This window comes from Caballeronia sp. LZ043 (assembly GCF_031451075.1).
Lineage (GTDB): Bacteria > Pseudomonadota > Gammaproteobacteria > Burkholderiales > Burkholderiaceae > Caballeronia.
On the sequence record NZ_JARUXT010000003.1, the window covers coordinates 76,405 to 96,200 of the forward strand.

The 19,796-nt window shown below is 65.2% G+C and carries 17 protein-coding genes; 10 read left to right on the plus strand and 7 right to left on the minus strand.

Translation table 11 applies throughout. The features are described from left to right. Positions 1 to 234: 234 nt before the first annotated feature. Both QCE64_RS20615 and QCE64_RS20620 read left to right on the plus strand, forming a co-directional pair. Positions 235 to 624 carry a hypothetical protein gene (locus tag QCE64_RS20615; protein ID WP_309932947.1) on the plus strand — a complete coding sequence of 130 codons (390 nt, stop codon included), beginning with the start codon at positions 235 to 237 and terminating at the stop codon, positions 622 to 624. 159 nt (positions 625 to 783) lie between these two features. Next, positions 784 to 1,014 carry a hypothetical protein gene (locus QCE64_RS20620; protein WP_310005948.1) on the plus strand — a complete coding sequence of 77 codons (231 nt, stop codon included), beginning with the start codon at positions 784 to 786 and terminating at the stop codon, positions 1,012 to 1,014. A 37-nt stretch (positions 1,015 to 1,051) separates the two neighbouring features. Here QCE64_RS20620 and QCE64_RS20625 read toward each other — a convergent pair whose 3' ends face one another. Further along, positions 1,052 to 1,363, minus strand: coding sequence for a hypothetical protein (locus tag QCE64_RS20625; protein WP_309923053.1), 312 nt, complete (start codon positions 1,361 to 1,363; stop codon positions 1,052 to 1,054). An 869-nt stretch (positions 1,364 to 2,232) separates the two neighbouring features. On the opposite strand from QCE64_RS20625, the gene QCE64_RS20630 reads away from it, so the two are divergent. Then, a complete protein-coding gene (locus QCE64_RS20630) occupies positions 2,233 to 3,390 on the plus strand; it encodes a porin (protein ID WP_309932949.1) in 1,158 nt (385 codons plus the stop codon). An 81-nt stretch (positions 3,391 to 3,471) separates the two neighbouring features. On the opposite strand, the gene QCE64_RS20635 is transcribed toward QCE64_RS20630, so the two are convergent. Beyond that, entirely contained in the window at positions 3,472 to 5,865 is a 2,394-nt protein-coding gene (locus QCE64_RS20635) for an ATP-binding protein (protein ID WP_309932951.1), read from the minus strand. A gap of 298 nt (positions 5,866 to 6,163) precedes the next feature. On the opposite strand from QCE64_RS20635, the gene QCE64_RS20640 reads away from it, so the two are divergent. Further along, complete coding sequence (locus QCE64_RS20640) at positions 6,164 to 7,951, plus strand: ShlB/FhaC/HecB family hemolysin secretion/activation protein (protein ID WP_310005950.1); 1,788 nt, start codon at positions 6,164 to 6,166, stop codon at positions 7,949 to 7,951. 20 nt (positions 7,952 to 7,971) lie between these two features. Here the strand turns inward: QCE64_RS20640 and QCE64_RS20645 are convergent, their stop codons facing one another. From QCE64_RS20645 to QCE64_RS20660, 4 genes are all read right to left on the minus strand, one after another. Further along, positions 7,972 to 10,320: a filamentous hemagglutinin N-terminal domain-containing protein gene (locus QCE64_RS20645; RefSeq protein WP_310005952.1), complete on the minus strand. Its 2,349-nt coding sequence runs from the start codon at positions 10,318 to 10,320 to the stop codon at positions 7,972 to 7,974. Between the two features lie 277 nt (positions 10,321 to 10,597). Then, a complete protein-coding gene (locus QCE64_RS20650) occupies positions 10,598 to 10,966 on the minus strand; it encodes a hypothetical protein (RefSeq protein ID WP_309923063.1) in 369 nt (122 codons plus the stop codon). 95 nt (positions 10,967 to 11,061) lie between these two features. Then, positions 11,062 to 11,406, minus strand: coding sequence for an STY0301 family protein (locus QCE64_RS20655; protein WP_310005954.1), 345 nt, complete (start codon positions 11,404 to 11,406; stop codon positions 11,062 to 11,064). Then, positions 11,393 to 11,824 carry a BPSL0067 family protein gene (locus tag QCE64_RS20660; RefSeq protein ID WP_309923067.1) on the minus strand — a complete coding sequence of 144 codons (432 nt, stop codon included), beginning with the start codon at positions 11,822 to 11,824 and terminating at the stop codon, positions 11,393 to 11,395. Before QCE64_RS20660 ends, QCE64_RS20655 begins: the two co-directional genes overlap by 14 nt. A 199-nt stretch (positions 11,825 to 12,023) precedes the next feature. Between QCE64_RS20660 and QCE64_RS20665 the strand changes: the two genes are divergently transcribed. After that, entirely contained in the window at positions 12,024 to 12,779 is a 756-nt protein-coding gene (locus tag QCE64_RS20665; RefSeq protein ID WP_310005956.1) for a phosphatase PAP2 family protein, read from the plus strand. Between the two features lies 1 nt (position 12,780). Here QCE64_RS20665 and QCE64_RS20670 read toward each other — a convergent pair whose 3' ends face one another. Beyond that, positions 12,781 to 13,860 carry a hypothetical protein gene (locus QCE64_RS20670; protein WP_310005958.1) on the minus strand — a complete coding sequence of 360 codons (1,080 nt, stop codon included), beginning with the start codon at positions 13,858 to 13,860 and terminating at the stop codon, positions 12,781 to 12,783. A gap of 184 nt (positions 13,861 to 14,044) precedes the next feature. On the opposite strand from QCE64_RS20670, the gene QCE64_RS20675 reads away from it, so the two are divergent. Genes QCE64_RS20675 through QCE64_RS20695 form a run of 5 tightly spaced genes read left to right on the plus strand, consistent with a single transcriptional unit; the run spans position 14,045 to position 19,763 of the window. Continuing rightward, positions 14,045 to 15,355, plus strand: coding sequence for an MFS transporter (locus tag QCE64_RS20675; RefSeq protein ID WP_310005960.1), 1,311 nt, complete (start codon positions 14,045 to 14,047; stop codon positions 15,353 to 15,355). After that, positions 15,352 to 16,590: an FAD-dependent oxidoreductase gene (locus QCE64_RS20680; RefSeq protein ID WP_309923074.1), complete on the plus strand. Its 1,239-nt coding sequence runs from the start codon at positions 15,352 to 15,354 to the stop codon at positions 16,588 to 16,590. The genes QCE64_RS20675 and QCE64_RS20680 overlap by 4 nt, the downstream gene beginning before the upstream one ends. A gap of 27 nt (positions 16,591 to 16,617) precedes the next feature. Continuing rightward, positions 16,618 to 17,520 carry a dihydrodipicolinate synthase family protein gene (locus QCE64_RS20685; RefSeq protein WP_309818210.1) on the plus strand — a complete coding sequence of 301 codons (903 nt, stop codon included), beginning with the start codon at positions 16,618 to 16,620 and terminating at the stop codon, positions 17,518 to 17,520. Continuing rightward, positions 17,517 to 18,515 carry a 4-hydroxyproline epimerase gene (locus QCE64_RS20690; protein WP_310005962.1) on the plus strand — a complete coding sequence of 333 codons (999 nt, stop codon included), beginning with the start codon at positions 17,517 to 17,519 and terminating at the stop codon, positions 18,513 to 18,515. Before QCE64_RS20685 ends, QCE64_RS20690 begins: the two co-directional genes overlap by 4 nt. Positions 18,516 to 18,527: 12 nt before the next feature. Next, positions 18,528 to 19,763, plus strand: coding sequence for an amidohydrolase family protein (locus tag QCE64_RS20695; RefSeq protein ID WP_309923078.1), 1,236 nt, complete (start codon positions 18,528 to 18,530; stop codon positions 19,761 to 19,763). The last annotated feature ends 33 nt before the right edge of the window (positions 19,764 to 19,796 follow it).

A 19,796-nucleotide genomic window follows, 5' to 3' on the forward strand; every position in this document is an offset into this window, starting at 1 on the left:
AAGCTTTCCGCAACCCTGCGCAAGATTTCATTCGAACGCCGATGCAATCGGCTGGACACCAACGCTCACATCGAGGCGTCAAAGCGGGAACAACTTCTGCATCGTCTGCTCTAAGCGATGCGATGCGGTCAACCGACGCTCGCGCACTTCCTTCTTCTTCGCTTCCACGGCAAGGCCCATGCTGGTGCATCGATGCCTGAGGCCCGCCCAGTGGAGCATGCAAGTTCGAGCGCCATGAATACGCAACTCAGTGAGCAATGCAAGTCCCGCCTGTTCCGCATGAAGTTCGAACGTCCGGTCAAAAGCGTTGCGTTTGTCCTCGCGGACAGTCGTGAGGCGGCATGGCGTATCGGCAAGACGGTCATGGCGGTGGTGCATGGTGTCGGCATCCAGAATGTCGAACTGCACGGCATCCAGTCTTTCAGGGAGCTGGTGCGCACCGGAGTGAGTGAAGATCAGGATCTTCGCATCTTCGAACTCGCCACTTCAGGCGATCAGGTCGAACAGTGGTCGCACACGCCTTACTTCTTTACCGACGATGCTTCACTGCTCGGGAAATGGGCCGAACTGCGCGCCGACCTTGCGTCGGATGTCGCGCAAATGGTGCTTCGCCGCGCACGTTAGCTCTCGTTAGGCTTAAACCTCCACAGGCACACGCGATGCTTGCTGCAAGGGCAGGCGTCATGCACAGCGCAATTCGCTGCCGATCACGACGCTTCCTTGGGCGTGGTCCACAAGCGGCGGGGTGGCGCAATGATACGGTCATACAACCACAAGGGCTTCGTGCTCGAAGTCGCGGTGCAAGCGAACGGCCGGATCGTGCCTGTTCCGGTAACCGCGCATTATCTTGCCATTGTGACGATCAGTCGTTCGGGACGGCCCGTCACGGCGTTCTCGCCGCTGCGCGTCGAGAGCGAGCGCTTTCAGACCTTTGCTTCCGCGGAAGACGCACTGATGAGCGGGCACACCGCGGCGCGCGCCATGATCGACGAGTGGACTGAAGCTGCGGGCTAGGCGATTACGCAATCGCCCGAGCGGATGCTGATTGGCGTCAGGCGGCCACGCGCCGGTTCTGCTGACCTTCCTGGACGTCCGCGGCGGAGTCGAGCGCCGAATCGAGCAATGCCAGCTTGCGTTGCAGCGAGGCGACGCGCTGACTTTGCGACGGGACGAGATCGTACTCGGAATCGAGCTGTGCGACGCGCATGTCCCAGTAGCGGGAGGGAAGCCGGTCGGTCGAGGTATTGCGTTCGACGAAGTTCGCCAGGACCATCTCGAGATGCTGTAGCTCGCGCTCGGCGAACTGTGCCGGTCGACGCTGTCGGAATGCGGGGACGGAGACTGCGTTGATGCCTGTTTTCATGTAGAAGTTCCAGCCTGGTGCTCAGAGGCTACAATTTGAGCAAGGGATGTACCCCATTGACGTTTTGCGCGGCTTCGAGATGTTTCCAAATGAAAATGTCGGGTGAGCGATCTCGGGCATGCCGCCGTGGCAAGGGGCTGTCGGGCAGTTACAAATTGTCCGAGCAATTGCTCTAATCTTGGCCTTCAGTTAAGTTGCGGCGCTTGCACCTCCCGATACGGCTCCGCGCCATGCGGAAATTCTTCAATCGGAACGAGCGGAATTGAAATGCCTACCTGCGCCCGGCAATGTCGAGGCAGGAGGGTGTCCTGGACGGGCAAACTTGTGCTAATGCGACCGCCTGGGATTTTCACTGTTGCGATTATTTTTATAATGAGCCAGCATTATTTCTTCACCCGGAATGCGTCGGTCATTCAGGAAATCAAGAAATCGAAATCGAATGAATTGAATGAGAAAGGATATTGAAAATAAAAAAAGGAGCAGCCCCCTCTCGCGAAGCCGCTCCTTGCTGCAGTAAATGATCTCTCGGAGTTCTGCAGGCATGCGCCAGCTTATCAACGCTTGATGCCGGCTGGAAGTTCACCTGCCGCAATTAACTTCTCCTGGATGCGCAGCAATGGCGTCGTCCATGCGCAACAAGGGTGACGGGACGATTCAGGATCTGAAACGCGCGATGCCTTTTCTTGAAGAGCTTTGAAACTGATTCGCTGTCCATTATTAAAATCTGCAAAATATTATTGCGTCCACACTCTTGCCACATTCCGGCAACCGTCGAATAAAGTGAGTCCCAGTTTCACAAGGTCGAGTGGCCAGTAATTCAGCCGGCCAACCCCCGGAAAGCTTCCGCTTTAAAAGGACTTCGCACAATCATGAAAAGAACTCTCATCATCGCGGGTGTGCTGGGCGCATTCGCAGCGTCGGCGCAGGCGCAAAGCAGCGTCACCCTGTATGGCACGCTGGACGCGGGCCTCGTCTACGCGAACAACGAGCACGGACACAGCAACTGGGGAGAAGGCAGCGGCTCGCTTTCGGACACCTACTTCGGCCTCAAGGGCGTTGAGGATCTCGGCGGCGGCCTGCATGCGCTCTTCAAGTTGGAGAGCGGCTTCAACATCAACAACGGCCGCTACACCGAAAGCAACACGATGTTCAATCGCCAGGCCTATGTCGGCCTGCAACATGACCAGTTCGGTACGTTGACCTTGGGCCGCCAGTACGATTCAGTGGTCGATTACCTTGGGCCGTTTTCGGAGGCCGGCGCCGGCTTCGGCAACAACTTGAGCGCCCATCCGTTCGACAACGACAATCTCGACCATTCGTTCTCGATCAAGAACTCGGTGAAGTATCAAAGCGTCAACTACGCGGGCTTCAAGTTCGGCGGCCTGTATGGCTTCTCGAATGACGCGGGCCAGTTCTCGAACAACCGCGCGTGGAGTGCGGGCGCATCTTACGGCAACGGTCCGCTGAACGCCGCCGCCGCGTACCTGCAAGTGAACAACTCGCCCAACAATCTGAACGCGGCCGGCGCGGTGTCGGCAGGTCAGGGCAACAACGCCAACCTGACGGCGGAACTGCAGCGCACCTTCGGCGCCGCAGTGAACTACACCTACGGCCCAGCCACCGTCGGCTTCGTGTGGACCAACACGCACTTCGACAACCTGATCGCCGGGGCGCAGGGCGGCACGTCAGTCGCCATACCTGACGACGCGAACCTTCACCTGAACAACTTCGAGCTGAACGGCCGCTACATGCTGACGCCGGCGCTGAGCCTCAATGCCGCCTACACCTACACCGACGGCAAGGTGTCGGGCGCGCACGGCTCGGGCGATCCGAAGTGGCAAACCGTCTCGCTGCAAGCCGACTACATGCTGTCGAAGCGCACCGACGTCTATCTCGAAGGTGTGTACCAGCATGCTTCGGGTCAGCTCGGCGATGCCGGCGCGAACGTGGCGATGATCAACACGCTGTCGCCGTCGTCGACCGGCAACCAGGTTGCTGCAACGGTCGGCCTGCGCCACCGCTTCTAAGCGGAAACCTGGCGGTATCAAGCAAAAGCGGCCGCGCTCGAAAGATCGCGGCCGCTTTGTCATGCTGCGCTTGAAGGAAACCTATTCCTTCTTCGGCTCCGGGCCCCCGATGATCTGGCCGACGTCATACGCCGTACCGCCCGTGCCCGCCACGAGCCGCGCCAGCGCTGTAGCAGCCGTGTCGCGCCGCACGCCGCTCTCCGGCCGATACTGCTTCGGCAGCGCCAGATAGAAGGTGGCGCCGGCGTCGGGCGCGCCTTCCGCCCAGACCTTGCCGCCATGCCGCTCGATGATGCGCCGGACATTCGCGAGTCCGATGCCGGTGCCGTCGAAGGCATCGTTGACGTGCAGGCGCTGGAACACGCCGAACAGCTTGTCCACGTAGCGCATGTCGAAGCCGATGCCGTTGTCGCGCACGAAATACACGACATACCCGGCCAGTTCACCGCTGCCATCCTGTGCGCCGACATGAATCTCCGGCTGCGGACGCTGCGCGCTGAACTTCACCGCGTTGGACAGGACGTTCGTCAACGCCACATGCAGGAAGACATGGTCCGCTTCGATGGACGGCAACGCGTCCACCATCCAGCGCACGCGCGCGGACCATTGTTCGTCGATGTCGTTCTGGATCACGGTGTGGACGAGCGCGCGCACATCAACGGGATGCGGCCTCAATGCCGCGCGGCCCAGTTGCGCGAACGAGAGCAGGTCGTCGACCAGACGGCCGCCGAAACGCGCCGACGTCACCACGCGCTCCAGATAGCCGCGTCCGCGCTCGGAGAGCTTGTCGCCGTCGATCTGCTTGAGCAGGTCGGCGAAACTCACGATATGCCGCAGCGGCGCGCGCAGATCGTGCGAGACCGTGTAGGAGAACCCTTCCAGCTCGTGATTGGCGCGGCCGAGTTCGGTCGCGAGCTGGGCGATTTCCTCCGCGCGCCGCAACACGATGCCGAGCACCGCCGCGCGAAACTCGAGCGCGATCTCACGTTCAGCGGACCGCCACGGCAGCGAGCGGTTGCGCACCACGTCGGTCCATGTTTCGAAGCTCAGGCGCGGCGAGAGCGATTCGGCCAGCCCGGTGAGCTTGGCGCGCGGATCGCCGGCCCATTCGATGGTCTGTACCACTTCCTGGCGGAACCAGACGACGTAATTGCGATAGATCTTCGAGATCGACACCGCCAGGAAACCCGCGACGTCCGGCGAGCCGGCCAGCGCCGGACAGTCCTGCGATGCGTGGTCCGACATCACCACGTCCTCGCTCTGGTCATCGAGCCAGTCGACCAGCGCGGTCACCGCATGCTCGCCGGGCGTCACGCCGACCAGCGACGTGCGTCCTTCGAAGATCACCGCGGCCCCCGACGAGCGCGTGAAGCCGAGCAGGTCCGAAGGGTCGTTGACGAGCGCCTCGACGAAGCTGTCGGTATTCGCCATCGACGAAAGCAGCTTGGACAACATGCGCCGCAGTTCGAGCCGGTAGTGCGCCTCGTCCTGCGTCTCGCGCGCCTCGATCTGCAGCGATACGATCTGCGCGACGTGCTCGCACGCGGTGCGCACTTCGAAGGGCGGCAGACGCGGTGTCGCGTGGTGACAGGAGATCAGGCCCCAGAGCGTGTCGTTGACGAGGATCGACATCGACATCGAAGCCAGCGTGCCCATGTTGCGCATGTACTGCAGGTGAACCGGCGACACGCTGCGCAGCGATGCATACGTGAGATCGGTGGGCCGCTTTGTCTGCGGATGCAGCACGGGAACGAGCGGCGCGGCCTCGTAATTGGCGTTCGAGATCAGGCGGATGCGGTTCCTGCGATACAGCTCGCGCGCCTGCGCCGGAATGTCGGAGGCCGGGAAATGCTGGCGCAGATAGGACGGATAGCCGGGATCGACGGCTTCGGCCAGCACATTGCCGTGGCCTTCTTCGTCGAACTTGTAGACCAGCGTGCGACCGAAGCCGGTGATGCGCGAGATTTCCGTCGCGGCGAACTGGCACAGCTGTTCAACGGTGCGCATCGTCTGGACTTCGGTGACGAACGAGCGCACGAGCGGATAGATGGTCGAGAAGACATCGGCGGTGTCCTGTGCCGGCTCGGCTTCGACGAACAGCAGCCCGTCATGCCGATGCACGATGATCGCCATCGGACCGTGCGACGTCCAGCCATCGATCATCACGTTGCCTACGTGCAGGGCCATGCCGTCGCGCGACAGGTGTTTCAGGCTCGCGACCGCGCGCTCGCTGGCGGCCGGGCCGAGCACGTCGGACAGCGCGCGTCCCAGGCAGGCCTCGGGCGCGAGGTGCGCGAACGCGGCGACATTGCCGCTCACCTGCAGGATGTGGCCGTGCGCGTCCACGCTGAAGAACACGCCATGCGGCTGGATTCCACCAGGAATGTGGATCGGCTCGCGTGCGCAGTCGTCGACGGCGAGAGCGTCACGCGGGTCGGGGCGGGCCGTGCCGGCGGTGGAGGTTTTGTCCATCATCGTCCTGAATGCGGTCGGGCTTGTTGATCGCGCCGGTTGCGAAAAGCGGGATTCGGTTGGTCGGGCGGCATGCCGCGCACGGCATTTCGGCGTTTTCTACAGACGCTGCGATAATGCCGCGCGTCATTTCTACTCAATGGCCAACGAGTCTTCGAGCCATGACGCGGCAAGCGCAGGAATTGTTCCGCGAAGGGTGCGTTATGACCGCGTCATCGTACGATCGGACACATCTGCGGCGCAGACGCGGCTGATACCATGCGAAGCCCAATGACGATCGCCGGAGCGCGGCGCCGCATGCATGGCTCAGCTTGCCGGAAACCGCATCATACGGGGTTCGCGCCTTCTTGCCGCGACGTTGTCCACGACATTGCTGTGTATCGCGCCGATTCACGACGCCTGCGCGCAGTCCTGGCGCGACGTCGCGCCGCTTGCGCCGCCGTCTTCCGAGCGTCCGCGCGAGGCGCCCCGGCCGCCCCAGCCCGGCGACGACTCGCAGCGCGTCGCCATTCAGGATCTGCGTGGTCTGGCTTTCACGAGTGCGGACCCGGCGATGGCATCTGCTCCGCAGGCGGGCGCCGGCGGCGCGATCACGGCGGCGAATCTGCCGCTGCTGACGCCTGACTTTCTCGACCGCTTCTCCGACGACCTGCACCGGCCGCTCACCTTCGCGCGCCTCGCCGAGATTCGCCGCGCGGTGGTGGCGCGTTATCGCGAGGCGGGCCAGCCGCTCGTCGATGTGTACGTGCCCGAACAGGATGTGAGCGGCGGCGTCGTGAAGATCGTCGTGGCCGAATACCGGACGGGCCGCGTCGTGCCGAAGGGCAACCGCTGGTTTTCCGACGCGTTGCTCGAACGCGAGATGCCTCTGACGAGCGGCGCGCCGATTCGCGAGGCGGATGTCGCGTCCGGCCTTGCACTGCTCAATGCAAATCCTTACCGCCGTGTCGATGTGGTCTACGCGCCGGGCGCGGCGCTCAACACGACCGACGTCATCCTGCAAACCGAAGATCGCTTCCCGTTTCGGGTCTACGGCGGCTACAACAACGACGGCGTCCGCGCGCTGGGCCGCGACCGGCTTCTCGCGGGCTTCGACTACGGCAACCTGTTCGGCATCGACGCGCGCTTCAGCTATCAGATGACCGCGAGCAATGATCTTGTGAGCGGCAATCCCGATATCGAAGGGCGGCCGGATCGTGCGCGCTTCATCGCGCATGCGTTCAACTTCGTCGCGCCGCTGCATGACGGCGACCGCATCGAGTTGTTCGGCGTGTTTGCACAGAGCACGCCGCGCTTGCCGGACAGCTACGGGCAAACCGGCCTCAGCGCCCAGCTCAGCCTGCGCTACGACTGGCGCCTGCCGCCGCTCGATCACGCGGGCGCGTGGCAACAGCAGGTGCAGATCGGCTACGACTTCAAGCGCTCGAACAATGACCTGGAGTTCGGCGGCTTCCAGGTGTTCAACGCCAACACGCACATTCACCAGTTCGTGCTGGCCTACGATCTGTCGAACAGCGACGCGAGCGGCGACACGCATCTGAACGCCGCGCTGTACGCCAGCCCCGGTTACTTCGACGGCAGCAGCAACGACGTGGCCTACGACACCGCGCGCCTCGGCGCGAAGCCGCGCTACCAGTATGTGCAGTTGGCGGCATCGCGGGATCTGGCCATTGCGGCCACAGGGTTTTCGGTATCGGCGCGCGGACTGGCGCAGTGGACCGGGAGCACGCTGTTGCCGAGCGAAGAACTCGGCCTTGGAGGCGATGCCACCGTGCGCGGTTACGAACCCTACGCGGCGCAGGGCGACCGCGGCTGGAACGTGCAGACGGAACTGCGCGCGCCGGCGCTCACGGCGGGCATTGCGGCGGTGCAGCCCTTCGTGTTCTTCGATGCCGGGCACGTATGGAACCGCATCCCGGAGTTCGGCGAGGTCAACAATGCGTCGCTGGCGAGCGTCGGCGCCGGCATTCGCGTGCAGATGGGACGCTTCGTCAGCGTGCGCGGCACCTATGGTTTTCCGCTGCGCGCCGTGGTGCCCAACGGATCGAAGGCGCCCCTGGGCGAGATCTTCCTTGTGATCGGAAGCTAGGGACGCCTTCGTTCAACGCCTCAATGCGCCTGCTGCCACTGGAGTATCGGATGCGTGGCGCCGGCGGGCAACGCCCATACGCCGCCTGCCGGAATGTTCCAGTCCAGATAGTTCGACGCGTTGCTCATCTGCGCGGTGCTGAGCCCGTTGGAGTCGGGCGGCGCGGTGCCCGAGTTCGACGCGGCGGCGGTGGTGCGGATGGTGGTGTCGCGATTCCAGTAGACGTTGTTGTGGATGGCGCCCGTGTTGTAGCCCGCGATGCCGCCTTCCGGATCGCCCGGAGGCCCGCCGCCGCCCACCTGGCCGGTGGCGAAGGATTCGTTGATGACGCCGGTCGTGCCGTTGCTGTACACGAGTCCGCCGCCGCCGAAGCCGCCGACGCCGCCCGTCGCATACGACTGCGTGATGAGCCCCGAGTTGAACGCGACAAGTCCGCCGGTGTTGCCGTGCGTGCCGCCGCGCGTGAAGCCGGTCGCGTACGACTGCGCGATGGTGCCGTTGTTCACCCCGACGAGCCCGCCCGCCGCCGTCTGGTAGCCGACGTCCGCCGTGCTCGACGAGCGCGCGATGGTGCCGTTGTTGACGCCCGCGACGCCGCCCGCGCCGAAGCCGCCGAAGCCGTTCTGCGAGACGCTGCCGGTGGTGTTGACGTAGGTGACATAGCCGTTGTTCTGCCCGACCAGCAGGCCCAGCCCGCCTGACGTATTGCCGCCCGTGTTGCCGTTCGTGAGGTTCAGGTCGCGCACGACGCCCTTCGTGCCGATGACGCCGAACATGCCGAAGTAGTCGTTGTCGAGGTCGGCGGTGGTGGCGAGCTGGTCGATCGTGTGGCCGAAGCCATCGAACTGGCCGGTGAAGGGCGCGGTAGTGGTCTGGCCGATCGGCGTGAAGTAGTTGGGATACGCGGTTGCGCTCGCGTCGATGTCCTTGCCGAGCGCGTAGTTGCCCGCCAGGTCCTGCGAGACGTTCTTCAGGTCGGCGAGCGTGTTGACGAGCTTGTAGCCGGTCGCCTGCGTGACGAGGCCGCTGTATTGCGCCGCCGTCCAGCCGCTGTTCGTGAGCACGGTGCCCGGCGCGTAGCTGCCGTTCATGTCGTAGAGCGCGCTCACGATACCGCCGCTCTTCGACCAGTCGATGGTGCCGCCGTTCGTCACGCTGCCGCCGTTGTCGGCGCCGGCCGAATCGGCGCGCAGGGTGAGATTGCCGTTGCCGCTGTTGGCCAGCGTCGAACCGGCGCCGATCGACACGCTGTGCGCCGCGTTGAGCGTCAGCGAGCCGTTGCCGGTCCACTGGACCGAGCCGTTCACCGCGAGATCGCCGCTGCTGCTCTGGGCCACGACCGACGTGCCGTTGGCGAGACTGCGCGCGAGCGCGGTGCCGGTCGGCTGATCGACGGTGAGCGCGGGCGCGCCGAGCGTCCAGTTGCCCGCATGCACGTCCGCGCCCGCGACATCGAGCGCGTTGGCGTGCGTCTCCACGGAGCCGCCGCTGCCGTCCGCATTGGCTGCCGCGATCGAGCCGTTGGCGTGGACCGCGCCCTGATCGGCGACGAGCCAGACGTGGCCGTCGCGCGTCGCGGTGCCGGTCGCGCGGATCGCCGCGCTGTTGCCGGCGAGCGCGTAAACGTTGCCGTCGGCGGCTTGCAGGCTGGCTTGCGCCGCCTGGATCGCGCCGGCGTTCATCACGGAGCCGCCGCTGCCGGCCTGCACGAAGACCTGCTGGCCGCCCGACGCATCCTGCAGCAACACCTGGCTGCCGCTCGCGAGTTCGGCGGTGCCTTGCGGCGCGCTGATGGTCCCGGCGTTGATGACGGCCGTGCGCGACACGAGGAACACATCGCCGCCGCTCGAACCGATCTTGCCCAGGTTGATGACCATGCCGTTGCCGCCGCCCGCGAGCGTCAGCGGGCCGCCCTGCATGAACGCGGCGTCGCCGACATCCAGCGCGGAGGCGACGAAGCGCCCGCCCGTCGCGACCACGCCGCCGGGGCCGACAAGCACGCCTTGTGGATTGACGAGATAGACGCTGCCGCTCGCGCTCAGCTGGCCGAGCAGCACCGACGCGTCGCCGCCCGTCACGCGATTGAGCGTCGCGCCGCTGCCGTTGTTGAACGTGACCTGCCGGCCGCTGCCGATCGAAAAGCTGTTCCAGTCGATCACGCCGCGCGACGTCGTCTGATTGATGGTGAGCGACTGACCGCCGCCGCCGATCGAACCGCTGCCCGCGACGAACTGGCCGCCGCTTGGCAATGGCGGCGCGGCGTGCGCAACGGTGGCGTAAGCGAGGCTTGCGATCAGAGGCACGAGCGCGGCGAGCGGTCGCAGGCGCGTCGAGGATGGTGAAACAGGCGAATGAATGCAGCGGGGCATGGCGACCTCCGTTCAGTGTCCATTTGTTTTCGGTTGTTTTCGATCGGGTGGCCGCTGACGGTGGTGCCAATTCGCTTCGGGATCAATGAGGATCGCGAGGCGCGAACATCGACGTGCGAGCAGGCGCGCCGATGGTAGCAATGCGCTGCATGCCGCCAATGTGGGGTGCCGCACATTCTTCAGAGCGAAAAAAAAGTCGCTGCCGCAACCTTTGGCGCATCAAGACGCGCGCCCGACGCGGCATGAAATTTGATCGCCGTGCGCGGTCGCAAACGATTCAATGCGGCGGTTTGCCCTTGCTGGCCAGCGTGGCCCGGCACTCGTGATAGACGCGTTGAACCAGCGCGTTCTCGTAGTCGAGCTCCTCGCTGTCCAGAATGCGTTCGACGTCGCCGCGTGCGGTGTCGTTGTCCAGCAGGTTCGACAGACGGGAAGCGAGCGCCTGCGCCGTGACGGAGAGCCGTGCGGTTTCGATCCAGTCGGCGGCGCGATGATGCCGGTCGAGCCAGCGATGCGCCGCGCGCACCTGGAAGGAGGGATCGGGCCAGTCGCCGTCGAGATAGAACGCGCCGAGGAATCCACACGTGAGCCAGCACAGCAGATGCACCCGGTCATCGGGTCCGAGAGGATAGCGGACGTGGCTCATGAGGGCGGCGCGCGGCAGGCGATACGGGGTGCAATGACGATAGCACGCTGGCCGTGTATCGGGCGGACCGTCTCGCGCATGGGTGCGCGGGTGCGTCACTCGCAGTCGAGCTTCGTCAGGCCGGCGCCGTTAGTCTGGTAGCGGCACACGTCGACGCGCTCGGGAATGGCGATGTCGCGCGTGGCCTGATTGGCGTAGACGCATTGCAGGGTGAGCGCGCGGCCCTGGTCGTACACGTAGCCGATTTTCCAGCTGCCGCGACGAGCGTCGCCCTGGTCGGCGATGAGGGAAACCTGCTCGCTGGGCGCGCCGTCGAACAACTGGACGTAGCGTTCCTGGGTAGCGGGCAGCACCGGACAACTCAGCTGCGCCGCGCTGGCCGGACTCACGGCGGCGGCGCAGGCGCACATTGCCCAAAGCGCAGGCTTACTCGACGACATGAAACCTGTCCCCGTTGTTCACGTCCGATGCATGGCCCCAGCGCAAAACCCGTGGGCCAATTGGCTTGCGCGGATGCGCGTACTGGTCATACACGGTGACGCCCGCCGGCCCCTGGCTCGCATAAATGGCTGCATGCCCGTGAAAGTGACCGTGATGGTCGAAGGTGGCGATGACCGTTCCTTCGACGATATGTCCGTTCCCCTTCACCGGCGCTCCCTTTCGCCAGACGGACGTCTCCGGAAGCGAAGGGCAGACTTGCCTGACGTACGACACGCATCCGCCGCAGTAATGCGGCGGGCCTTCGAGTGCGGCGGGAAACGGATCCTGATACGGGCCGTTCGTGGAACCCGGCGCGCACACCCACATGCCTGAGGGCGCGTGGGCGGCGTTCTTGTAGTTTCGGCTGACGTAGCTCATGGGTCCGGACGGGATAGCGAAGGTTGAACGAGCCATGCTGCGGCAATGGCCTGTCGATTCGATCCAAGGCTATCAATGCCGGGCGCTTTTCAGAACGCGATTTGTCCGATTTAGTTACTCGACGCGCGAGGCTGGATGTCGCGTCGGCTAACATGACTCCGCTCAAGCAAACCTTCATCGTGCGAGGAACCGACACCCCATGGATTACCTGGCGCTCGCCCAACGCCACGCCCTGACGATCATCGTGTCGCTGCTGCTCGTCGTGCCAGCCGCGGCCTGGCTCGCATGGACGCATGCCGCGCGCCGGCCGCGCATGTCCGCGCCGGGCGTCGCCATCGCCGCGTTCTTGCCGGCGGCCTGCGGCGCGGCGGTCTTCATCGCCATCGCGACGCGTATCGCGCACGGCAGCGCGTTTGCATCGGCGGATCAGCGGGTGCTCGATGCCGTGCGGGACGGCGTGCCGGCGGCTGCCGCGCGCTGGTTCGGGCGCGTCACGCATCTCGGCGATCCCTGGCTTCTCACGCTGTTGTGCGCGTGCGCCTGTGTCGCGCTTCTGTCGGCGCGCCGCGCCGGGCTCGCGGTCTATCTCGCGGCCGCCACCGGCGTGGGCGCGCTGATCAATCACGCGCTCAAGTCGCTCATGGGCCGCGCCCGCCCGTCCGGCGCGCTCGTGCCTTTGCCCGAGAGCTTCGCGTTTCCGAGCGGGCATACGTTCGGCTCCATCGTTTGTTACGGCATGTGCGCGTACATGCTGATGCGCATCGCGCCGACCCGCTGGGACGCGCTCATCGTCGCGCTGGCGTGCCTGTTCGTGCTGATCATCGGGGTGAGCCGCATCGTGATCGGCGTGCATTTTCCGGGCGATGTGATCGGCGGCTTCGCGGCGGGCGGCGCGTGGCTGGCGTTGTGCATCGGCGTCGCGGAACTGGCGCGGCGTCGCATGCCGATTCCGTGATTCAGACGCGCAACGGGTGGCGCAACGCGACATCGAGATTCATGCGCGCCTGTCCGACCACGCGCGCCAACCCGGACCAGTAGTCGTCGATGAAGTGTCGCAGGAACGGGCTGGCGCTCGTCGCGGGCAGGTCGAAGCGCGTGCCGACGTCCTTCGGAAGACCGGCTTGCTTGTCCTGCATGCGGATCAGCGCGTCGCCATCGACGCGATATGAATAGATCTGTCTCGGCTGGGGCGCTCCGCCGTAGCGCGTCACCGTAGCCGGATGAAGGCCCGCGGAGCCGAACGTGAAGGCGGTCGCGCCGCTGGCTGTCGCCGCCGCCGCCGCGAGGCCGCCGCCCAGCGAATGGCCGGCCAGATAGAGATCGCCGGCGGCGCCATGCTGGCGGATCTCGTTGCCGATCTGCACCGCCCGCTCATATTGAGCCGATTTCATCGGCAGGTTGAATGCCTGCGCGAGGTTGGTGCTCCAGTCCCTGACGCTGGGGAGATCGGTGCGTTCGAACGCCAGCGTGGGCTTCAGGTCGTGACCGAAGATCGCCGGATCGGGTTCGAAGAGACGGGCGCCGAGTCCCGAGCCCGGCAGCTCGAGATCGTCCGGCGTCAGGCCGAAACGCGCGAGCTTCGTGGCATCGTCGGAAATGTCCTGCCAGCCGATGGGCGGCATCGAGCGGCGCGTGTGGTCATGCACTGCCTCAACCAGAAACGCCTCTTGCTGGGCAACCGTGTCGCGCGCGAGGTCCGCGGCGGACTGGCGAACTTCCGGCCTTTCGTCCGCTTCACCGCGATGAACCAGGTCCATCGTGTCGCTCCACTGCCGCGCCGCTTCCTGAGCCTGAGGTCCGGTCCAGCTTGTGATTCGCGCGCCTCCGCGCGGCAGCGTGTCCGAACTCGTCAACAGCGCGTCAGGCGGCGTCGAGTAGTCGGTGAAGCTGGTCTGGTCGAGATAGCCGCTGTATTCCCGGGCCATGTCCTGATCGACATTCGCAGGAAGCGCGGCGAGCGTTTCGTCGGCGGGCGACGCGGCGGGTAATTCATCTGCCGGTGAAAGCAGGCTGGCGGAAGATTCCGGGATCTGCATGACGACTCCATAAAGGCATACCAAGGCACTCTACGGAGCATCGGAACGGGTCATGCGGTAATCCCGCATTCGATCTCATCCGCTCATTTTGGATCCAAAATCCTTGATTCAGGAAAAAGATCGGCGCACAATCGCCCGGAACCGAATCGCCTTGTCCAGATGCTGCATCCTCTCCGGAGCTGTCATGACCGATCAAGCCCAAGCCGTTGCAAGCCCTTACGCCGCAAGCGAAAGTCCACGCATGTCCACGCAGACCAGCCGCGCAGTGACGGCGGCGGTGGTCGGCAATATCCTCGAATGGTTCGACTTCGGAACCTACGCGTTTCTCGCTACCGTGATCGCGAAAGTGATGTTCCCCACCGGCGACGACTTCGCCGCCATGCTCGGCACCTTCGGCGCGTTCGGCCTGGGCTTTGCCGCGCGGCCGCTCGGCGCGATCATCTTCGGCTGGCTCGGCGACAAAAAGGGCCGCAAGTGGACGCTGACCTTCGTCATGCCGCTGATGGCCGCCGCCACGCTGTTCATGGCCTTGCTGCCCACCTACGCGTCCATCGGCATCATGGCGCCGGTCCTGCTCGTGGCGGCGCGCATGCTGCAGGGCATTTCCGTCGGCGGCGAACTGGGCAATGCGGTGGCGTTCCTGGTGGAATGGGCGCCGCCGAAGAAGCGCGGTCTCTACGGCAGCTTCCAGCAATGCAGCACGCTCGGCGGCATGCTGCTCGGCTCCGGCGCGGCCGCGCTGGTGACCACGCTGCTCTCGCCGCAGGCCCTGCTCGACTGGGGCTGGCGCGTGCCGTTCATCATCGGGGCGATCGTGATCGGGCCGATCGGCTGGATCATCCGCAAGCGCAGCGAGGAGACGCCTGTCTATCAAAGCGCCAGCGACGACGCGCCCAAGGCCCCGGCCCGCGCCCCCGCGCTGCTCGGCTTGCAGGCGTGCGGCCTCGTGATCGTCTGGACGGTTTCGCTGTACGTGCTGCTCAACTATCTGCCGTCGTTCACGACGAAGTACGTCGGCATGAATGCTTCGACGGCGCTCTGGCTGAACACGGCGGGTCTGATCGTCATGACGGCGTCGATCCCGTTCTGGGGCGCGGCGTCCGACCGCTTCGGACGCAAGCCCATCTACGCGATCGGCTGCGTGGCGTTCCTCGTGCTGCCCTATCCGATCTTCCATCTGATGCTCGCCTACAAGTCGGCGGCTGTCGTCGGCGCGGTGCAGGTGGTGGGCGGCGTGATCATCGGCATCTTCTCGGGTGTCGGGCCGGCCGTGCTCTCCGAACTGTTCCCGACGAAGATCCGCACGACCTGGATGTCGATCGGCTACGGCATCGCCAACGCGGTATTCGGCGGCTTTGCCCCGATGATCTCGATTGCGCTCATCAAGGCCACCGGTTCGCCGCTGTCGCCCGCGTACTTCGTGATGCTGGCCGCGCTCCTTTCCACGCTCACCGTCATGACCATCCGCGAAACGGCGCACGCTCCCTTGCAATGAACGAAGAAACAAATGATGTCGTGGTAGTCGGCGCCGGTGTGATTGGCCTTGCGTGCGCGTGGGCGGCCCTGCGCGACGGCGCCCGCGTGACGCTCGTGGAGCGCGATTTCGAAGGCGACCGCGCGTCGCACGGCAACGCGGGCGGCATCGCGGTGAGCGAGAGCACGCCGATCGCCGTTCATGGCATGGTCTCGAAGGCGCTGAAGTGGCTGATGGACCCGCTCGGGCCGCTGGCCGTGGACTGGAAGCATCTGCCGAAGGCGCTGCCGTGGTTCATGGCGTTCCGGCGCGTCGCCGAGCCGGAGCGGTATCAGGCCGTGTCGCATGCGCTCGCGCTGCTGAACAACCGCGTCTACGACGACATCCTGCCGCTGTTCGACGACATCGGCGCCACGGGCATGCACTATCGCCGTGGCGCGCTGACCGTCTATGAAACCGATGAAGCCTTCAATGCCGATCAGGACGAATGGGCCTTCAAACGTGAACTGGGCGTGCGCTGGCATGCGCTGAACGCGCAGCAGGTACGCGAATGCGAGCCGGCGCTCGCGCCGGTCTTCAGACACGGCGTGTTCCTCGACGACTGGTCGCACATCGGCGATCCGCGCCGCATCGTCACGCTGCTGCGCGAACGCGTGCGGGCGCTCGGCGCGCGGTTCGTGACCGGCGTGGCGCGTGCTATCGAGGCGCCTGGCAGCGTCGCGCTCGATGATGGCACCCGCGTGAGCGGACGCCGCATCGTCGTGGCGGCGGGCGCGTGGTCGGCGGCGCTGGCGCGCTCCATCGGCGACCGGGTGCTGCTGGAAAGCGAGCGCGGCTACAACGCTACGCTGCCCCGGCACGGCATTGCGCTGAATCGCGAGGTGATCTTCGCGGAACGCAAGTTCGTCGCGACGCCGCTCGACGTCGGCATGCGCATCGGCGGCGCGGCGGAGTTCGCGGGCCTCGACGCGCCGCCGAACTACCGTCGCAGCGACGCGCTGCTCACGCTCGGCAAGCGTTTCCTGCCGGGCATCGACGATACCGGCGCGGCGCGATGGATGGGTCATCGTCCCGCGACGCCCGATTCGCTGCCGGTGATCGGCACGTCGCCGCGCGTGCCTTCGGTCGTCTACGCATTTGGCCACGGCCATCTCGGGCTGACGCAGTCGGCGACCACCGCCGCGCTCGTCGCCGACGTCCTGGCGGGCCGCACGCCGCGCGTGCCGCTCGCGCCTTATTCGATTGCCCGCTTCTGAGCATTCACATCCACTGGAGGAGCAAACATGCAAGTGAACTGGAAAGGTGTCTTCCCCGCTGTCACGACCAAGCTGAAGCAGGACGGCTCGCTGGATCAGGAGGCTATCGTCAGCGGGCTGAACCGGCTGATCGAGAGCGGTGTCGGCGGGGTGGTGATGATGGGCATGGTCGGCGAGAACGCCCAGCTCACGCCGGACGAAAAGCGCACGGTGCTGAAGATCGCGGTCGAAACGGTGAAAGGGCGCGTGCCGGTCATCTCGGGCCTCGCGGAACTGAACACGGCGAACGCCATGCAGTTCGCGAAGGATGCGGAAGCGATCGGCGTGCAGGGCCTCATGGTGTTTCCCGGCCTGACGTATCGCTCGGACGATCGCGAGACCGTGGAGTATTACCGCTCGATCGCGCGTTCGACGCGCCTCGGCCTGATGATCTACAACAATCCGCGCGGCTATGGCGTCGACATGCGTCCGGACCTGCTCGCCCAGCTCGCCGACGAAGCGAACGTCGTCGCGATCAAGGAAGAGACCTACGACACGACCCGCGTGACCGATCTCTATGCGCGCTTCGGTGATCGGTTCGTCGTGTTCTGCGGCGTGGATGACCTGATCGTGGAATCGGTCGCGCTCGGCGTCACCGGCTGGGTGTCGGGCATGGCGAACGCGATGCCGAAGGAATCCGTCGCGCTGCTGAATCACGCCGTCAACGGCGAGTACGACAAGGCGCGCGCGCTGTACCGCGCGCTGATCGACCTGTTCCATCTCGATACGCACGTCAAGCTCGTGCAGTACATCAAGCTCGCGGAGAACATTACAGCCGGCTATCCGGAATACGTGAAGGCGCCACGCCTGATGCTGGAAGGCGAGGAACGCCAGCGGACCATCGAGATCGTGGAGAAGGCGATCGCCAGCGTGCGGGCGCTCGAGCAATGAAGTCCACGTTCTTCTGCATCGACGGACACACTTGCGGCAATCCGGTGCGCGTGGTCGCGGGCGGCGCGCCGCCGCTCGAAGGCGCGAGCATGATCGAACGGCGCGCGCATTTCCTGCGTGAGTTCGACTGGATCCGCACCGCGCTGATGTTCGAGCCGCGCGGCCACGAAGTGATGTCCGGCAGCATTCTCTATCCGCCGACGCGCCCCGATTGCGATCTCGCGATTCTCTTTATCGAGGTGAGCGGCTGCCTGCCGATGTGCGGACACGGCACCATCGGCACGGTCACGACGGCAATCGAGAACGGACTCGTGCGGCCGCGCGAACCGGGCGTGCTGCGGCTCGACACGCCCGCCGGCGTGGTCATCGCGCGTTATCGGATGAACGGCGAGCATGTGGATTCGGTGCAGCTCGTCAATGTGCCGTCCTTCCTGCATTCGCAGGATCTTTCGGTGGACGTGGACGGTCTCGGCGAGATTCGCTTCGACGTTGCCTACGGCGGCAACTTCTACGCAATCGTCGAACCGCAGCGTCACTACGAAGGCTTGCACACGCTGAAGCCTTCGGATATCCAGCGTTTGAGCCCGGTGCTGCGGCAGCGCGCCAACGAGAAGTACCGCTTCGTGCATCCTGAAAACGAAGCAATCAACGGCCTCAGTCACGTGATGTGGACCGGCGAGCCCACCGTGACCGGCGCCAGCGCGCGCAACGCGGTGTTCTACGGCGACAAGGCCATCGACCGTTCGCCGTGCGGCACCGGCACGTCGGCGCGCATGGCGCAGCGGGTCGCGAAGGGCCAGTTGAAGATCGGCGAACGCTTCGTGCACGAGAGCATCATCGGCACGCTGTTCGAAGGCGTGCCGATGCAAGCGGCGCGCGTCGGCGAATACGACGCCATCGTGCCGGCCATCGAAGGCTGGGCGCGCGTGACGGGCCACAACACGATTTTCGTCGACGATCGCGATCCGCTCGCGCACGGCTTCCTGCTCAAGTAACCGGAGAGATTCATGCTGATCCTGAAGAATGCCCGCGTGCTCGACGCCGATCACGAGCGCGACGACGGCCGCTATTCCATCGTCATCGACGGCGGCACGATTCGTGAAGTCACGCGCGAGCCGGTGGACGCGGGCGGCGCGGAAGTGATCGATGTCGGCGGCAAGACGGTGATGCCCGGCATGATCGATTGCCATGTGCATGTGATCGCGTCGGTCGCGCATCTCGGCAACAACAGCCGTCTGCCGAACACCTTCGCCGTGCTGCGCGCGGTACCGATTCTCGCCGGCATGCTGAACCGCGGCTTTACCACCGTGCGCGATGCGGGCGGCGCGGACTATGCACTGTCGCGCGCCGTGGAGGAAGGCGTGATCGCGGGGCCGCGCCTGTTCGTCGCGGGCAAGGCGCTCTCGCAGACCGGCGGACACGGCGACTTCCGCGAACGCTTCGACAACTCGGACCCCGATCCGTGCGGCTGCAATCGCAACATGGGGGCGATCGGGCGCGTGGTGGACGGCGTCGATGAAATGCGCAAGGCCGTGCGCGAAGAAATGCGCGCGGGCGCGAATCACATCAAGATCATGGCGTCGGGCGGCGTGGCGTCGCCCACCGATCCGATCGGCAACCTGCAATTCTCCGTCGATGAAGTGAAGGCCGCCGTCGAGGAAGCGGAGTCGCATCAGACCTATGTGATGGCGCATGCCTATACGCCCAAGGCGATTGCGCGGGTCGTGCGGCTCGGTGTGCGGACCATCGAGCACGGCAATCTGATCGACGAGGAAGCCGCCGACGCCATGCTCGAACACGGCGCCTATGCCGTGCCCACGCTCGTCACGTATGACGCGATGGCCCGCGTCGGCGCGCAAATGGGTCTCGGCGAGGATACGCTCGCGAAGAACGAGTCGGTGCGCAAGCGTGGTCTCGAAGCCGTCGCGATGCTGCACAAGCGTGGCGTGAAGATGGGCCTCGGCTCGGACCTGCTCGGCGACATGCATCAGTTCCAGAGCGATGAGCTGTCGATTCGCGCGGAGATCGTTGGCGCGTTCGAGGCGATTCGCCAGGCGACGGCCATCGGCGCGGAGATCGTCAACATGAAGGGCAAGCTGGGCGTCGTGGCGGCGGGTGCGTTCGCGGACTTGCTGGTCGTGGACGGCGATCCGTTGAAGGACATTCGCGTGCTGACGGGGCAGGGCGAGCGCATCGCGGGCGTGATGAAGCAGGGCGTGTGGGTGCGGGAGACCTTGCGCTGAGGCCGCGTGCCAAAATGCCACCTTTAATCGACA

What these genes read in the sequence shown, in the direction of transcription:
- QCE64_RS20660 (WP_309923067.1), bottom strand. Translation starts at nt 11,824, where the DNA reads ATGAGCTACGTCAGCCGAAACTACAAGAACGCCGCCCACGCGCCCTCA.
- QCE64_RS20675 (WP_310005960.1), top strand. Translation starts at nt 14,045, where the DNA reads ATGACCGATCAAGCCCAAGCCGTTGCAAGCCCTTACGCCGCAAGCGAA.
- QCE64_RS20690 (WP_310005962.1), top strand. Translation starts at nt 17,517, where the DNA reads ATGAAGTCCACGTTCTTCTGCATCGACGGACACACTTGCGGCAATCCG.
- QCE64_RS20655 (WP_310005954.1), bottom strand. Translation starts at nt 11,406, where the DNA reads ATGTCGTCGAGTAAGCCTGCGCTTTGGGCAATGTGCGCCTGCGCCGCC.
- QCE64_RS20665 (WP_310005956.1), top strand. Translation starts at nt 12,024, where the DNA reads ATGGATTACCTGGCGCTCGCCCAACGCCACGCCCTGACGATCATCGTG.
- QCE64_RS20625 (WP_309923053.1), bottom strand. Translation starts at nt 1,363, where the DNA reads ATGAAAACAGGCATCAACGCAGTCTCCGTCCCCGCATTCCGACAGCGT.
- QCE64_RS20680 (WP_309923074.1), top strand. Translation starts at nt 15,352, where the DNA reads ATGAACGAAGAAACAAATGATGTCGTGGTAGTCGGCGCCGGTGTGATT.
- QCE64_RS20695 (WP_309923078.1), top strand. Translation starts at nt 18,528, where the DNA reads ATGCTGATCCTGAAGAATGCCCGCGTGCTCGACGCCGATCACGAGCGC.
- QCE64_RS20615 (WP_309932947.1), top strand. Translation starts at nt 235, where the DNA reads ATGAATACGCAACTCAGTGAGCAATGCAAGTCCCGCCTGTTCCGCATG.
- QCE64_RS20645 (WP_310005952.1), bottom strand. Translation starts at nt 10,320, where the DNA reads ATGCCCCGCTGCATTCATTCGCCTGTTTCACCATCCTCGACGCGCCTG.
- QCE64_RS20670 (WP_310005958.1), bottom strand. Translation starts at nt 13,860, where the DNA reads ATGCAGATCCCGGAATCTTCCGCCAGCCTGCTTTCACCGGCAGATGAA.
- QCE64_RS20630 (WP_309932949.1), top strand. Translation starts at nt 2,233, where the DNA reads ATGAAAAGAACTCTCATCATCGCGGGTGTGCTGGGCGCATTCGCAGCG.
- QCE64_RS20650 (WP_309923063.1), bottom strand. Translation starts at nt 10,966, where the DNA reads ATGAGCCACGTCCGCTATCCTCTCGGACCCGATGACCGGGTGCATCTG.
- QCE64_RS20640 (WP_310005950.1), top strand. Translation starts at nt 6,164, where the DNA reads ATGGCTCAGCTTGCCGGAAACCGCATCATACGGGGTTCGCGCCTTCTT.
- QCE64_RS20685 (WP_309818210.1), top strand. Translation starts at nt 16,618, where the DNA reads ATGCAAGTGAACTGGAAAGGTGTCTTCCCCGCTGTCACGACCAAGCTG.
- QCE64_RS20635 (WP_309932951.1), bottom strand. Translation starts at nt 5,865, where the DNA reads ATGATGGACAAAACCTCCACCGCCGGCACGGCCCGCCCCGACCCGCGT.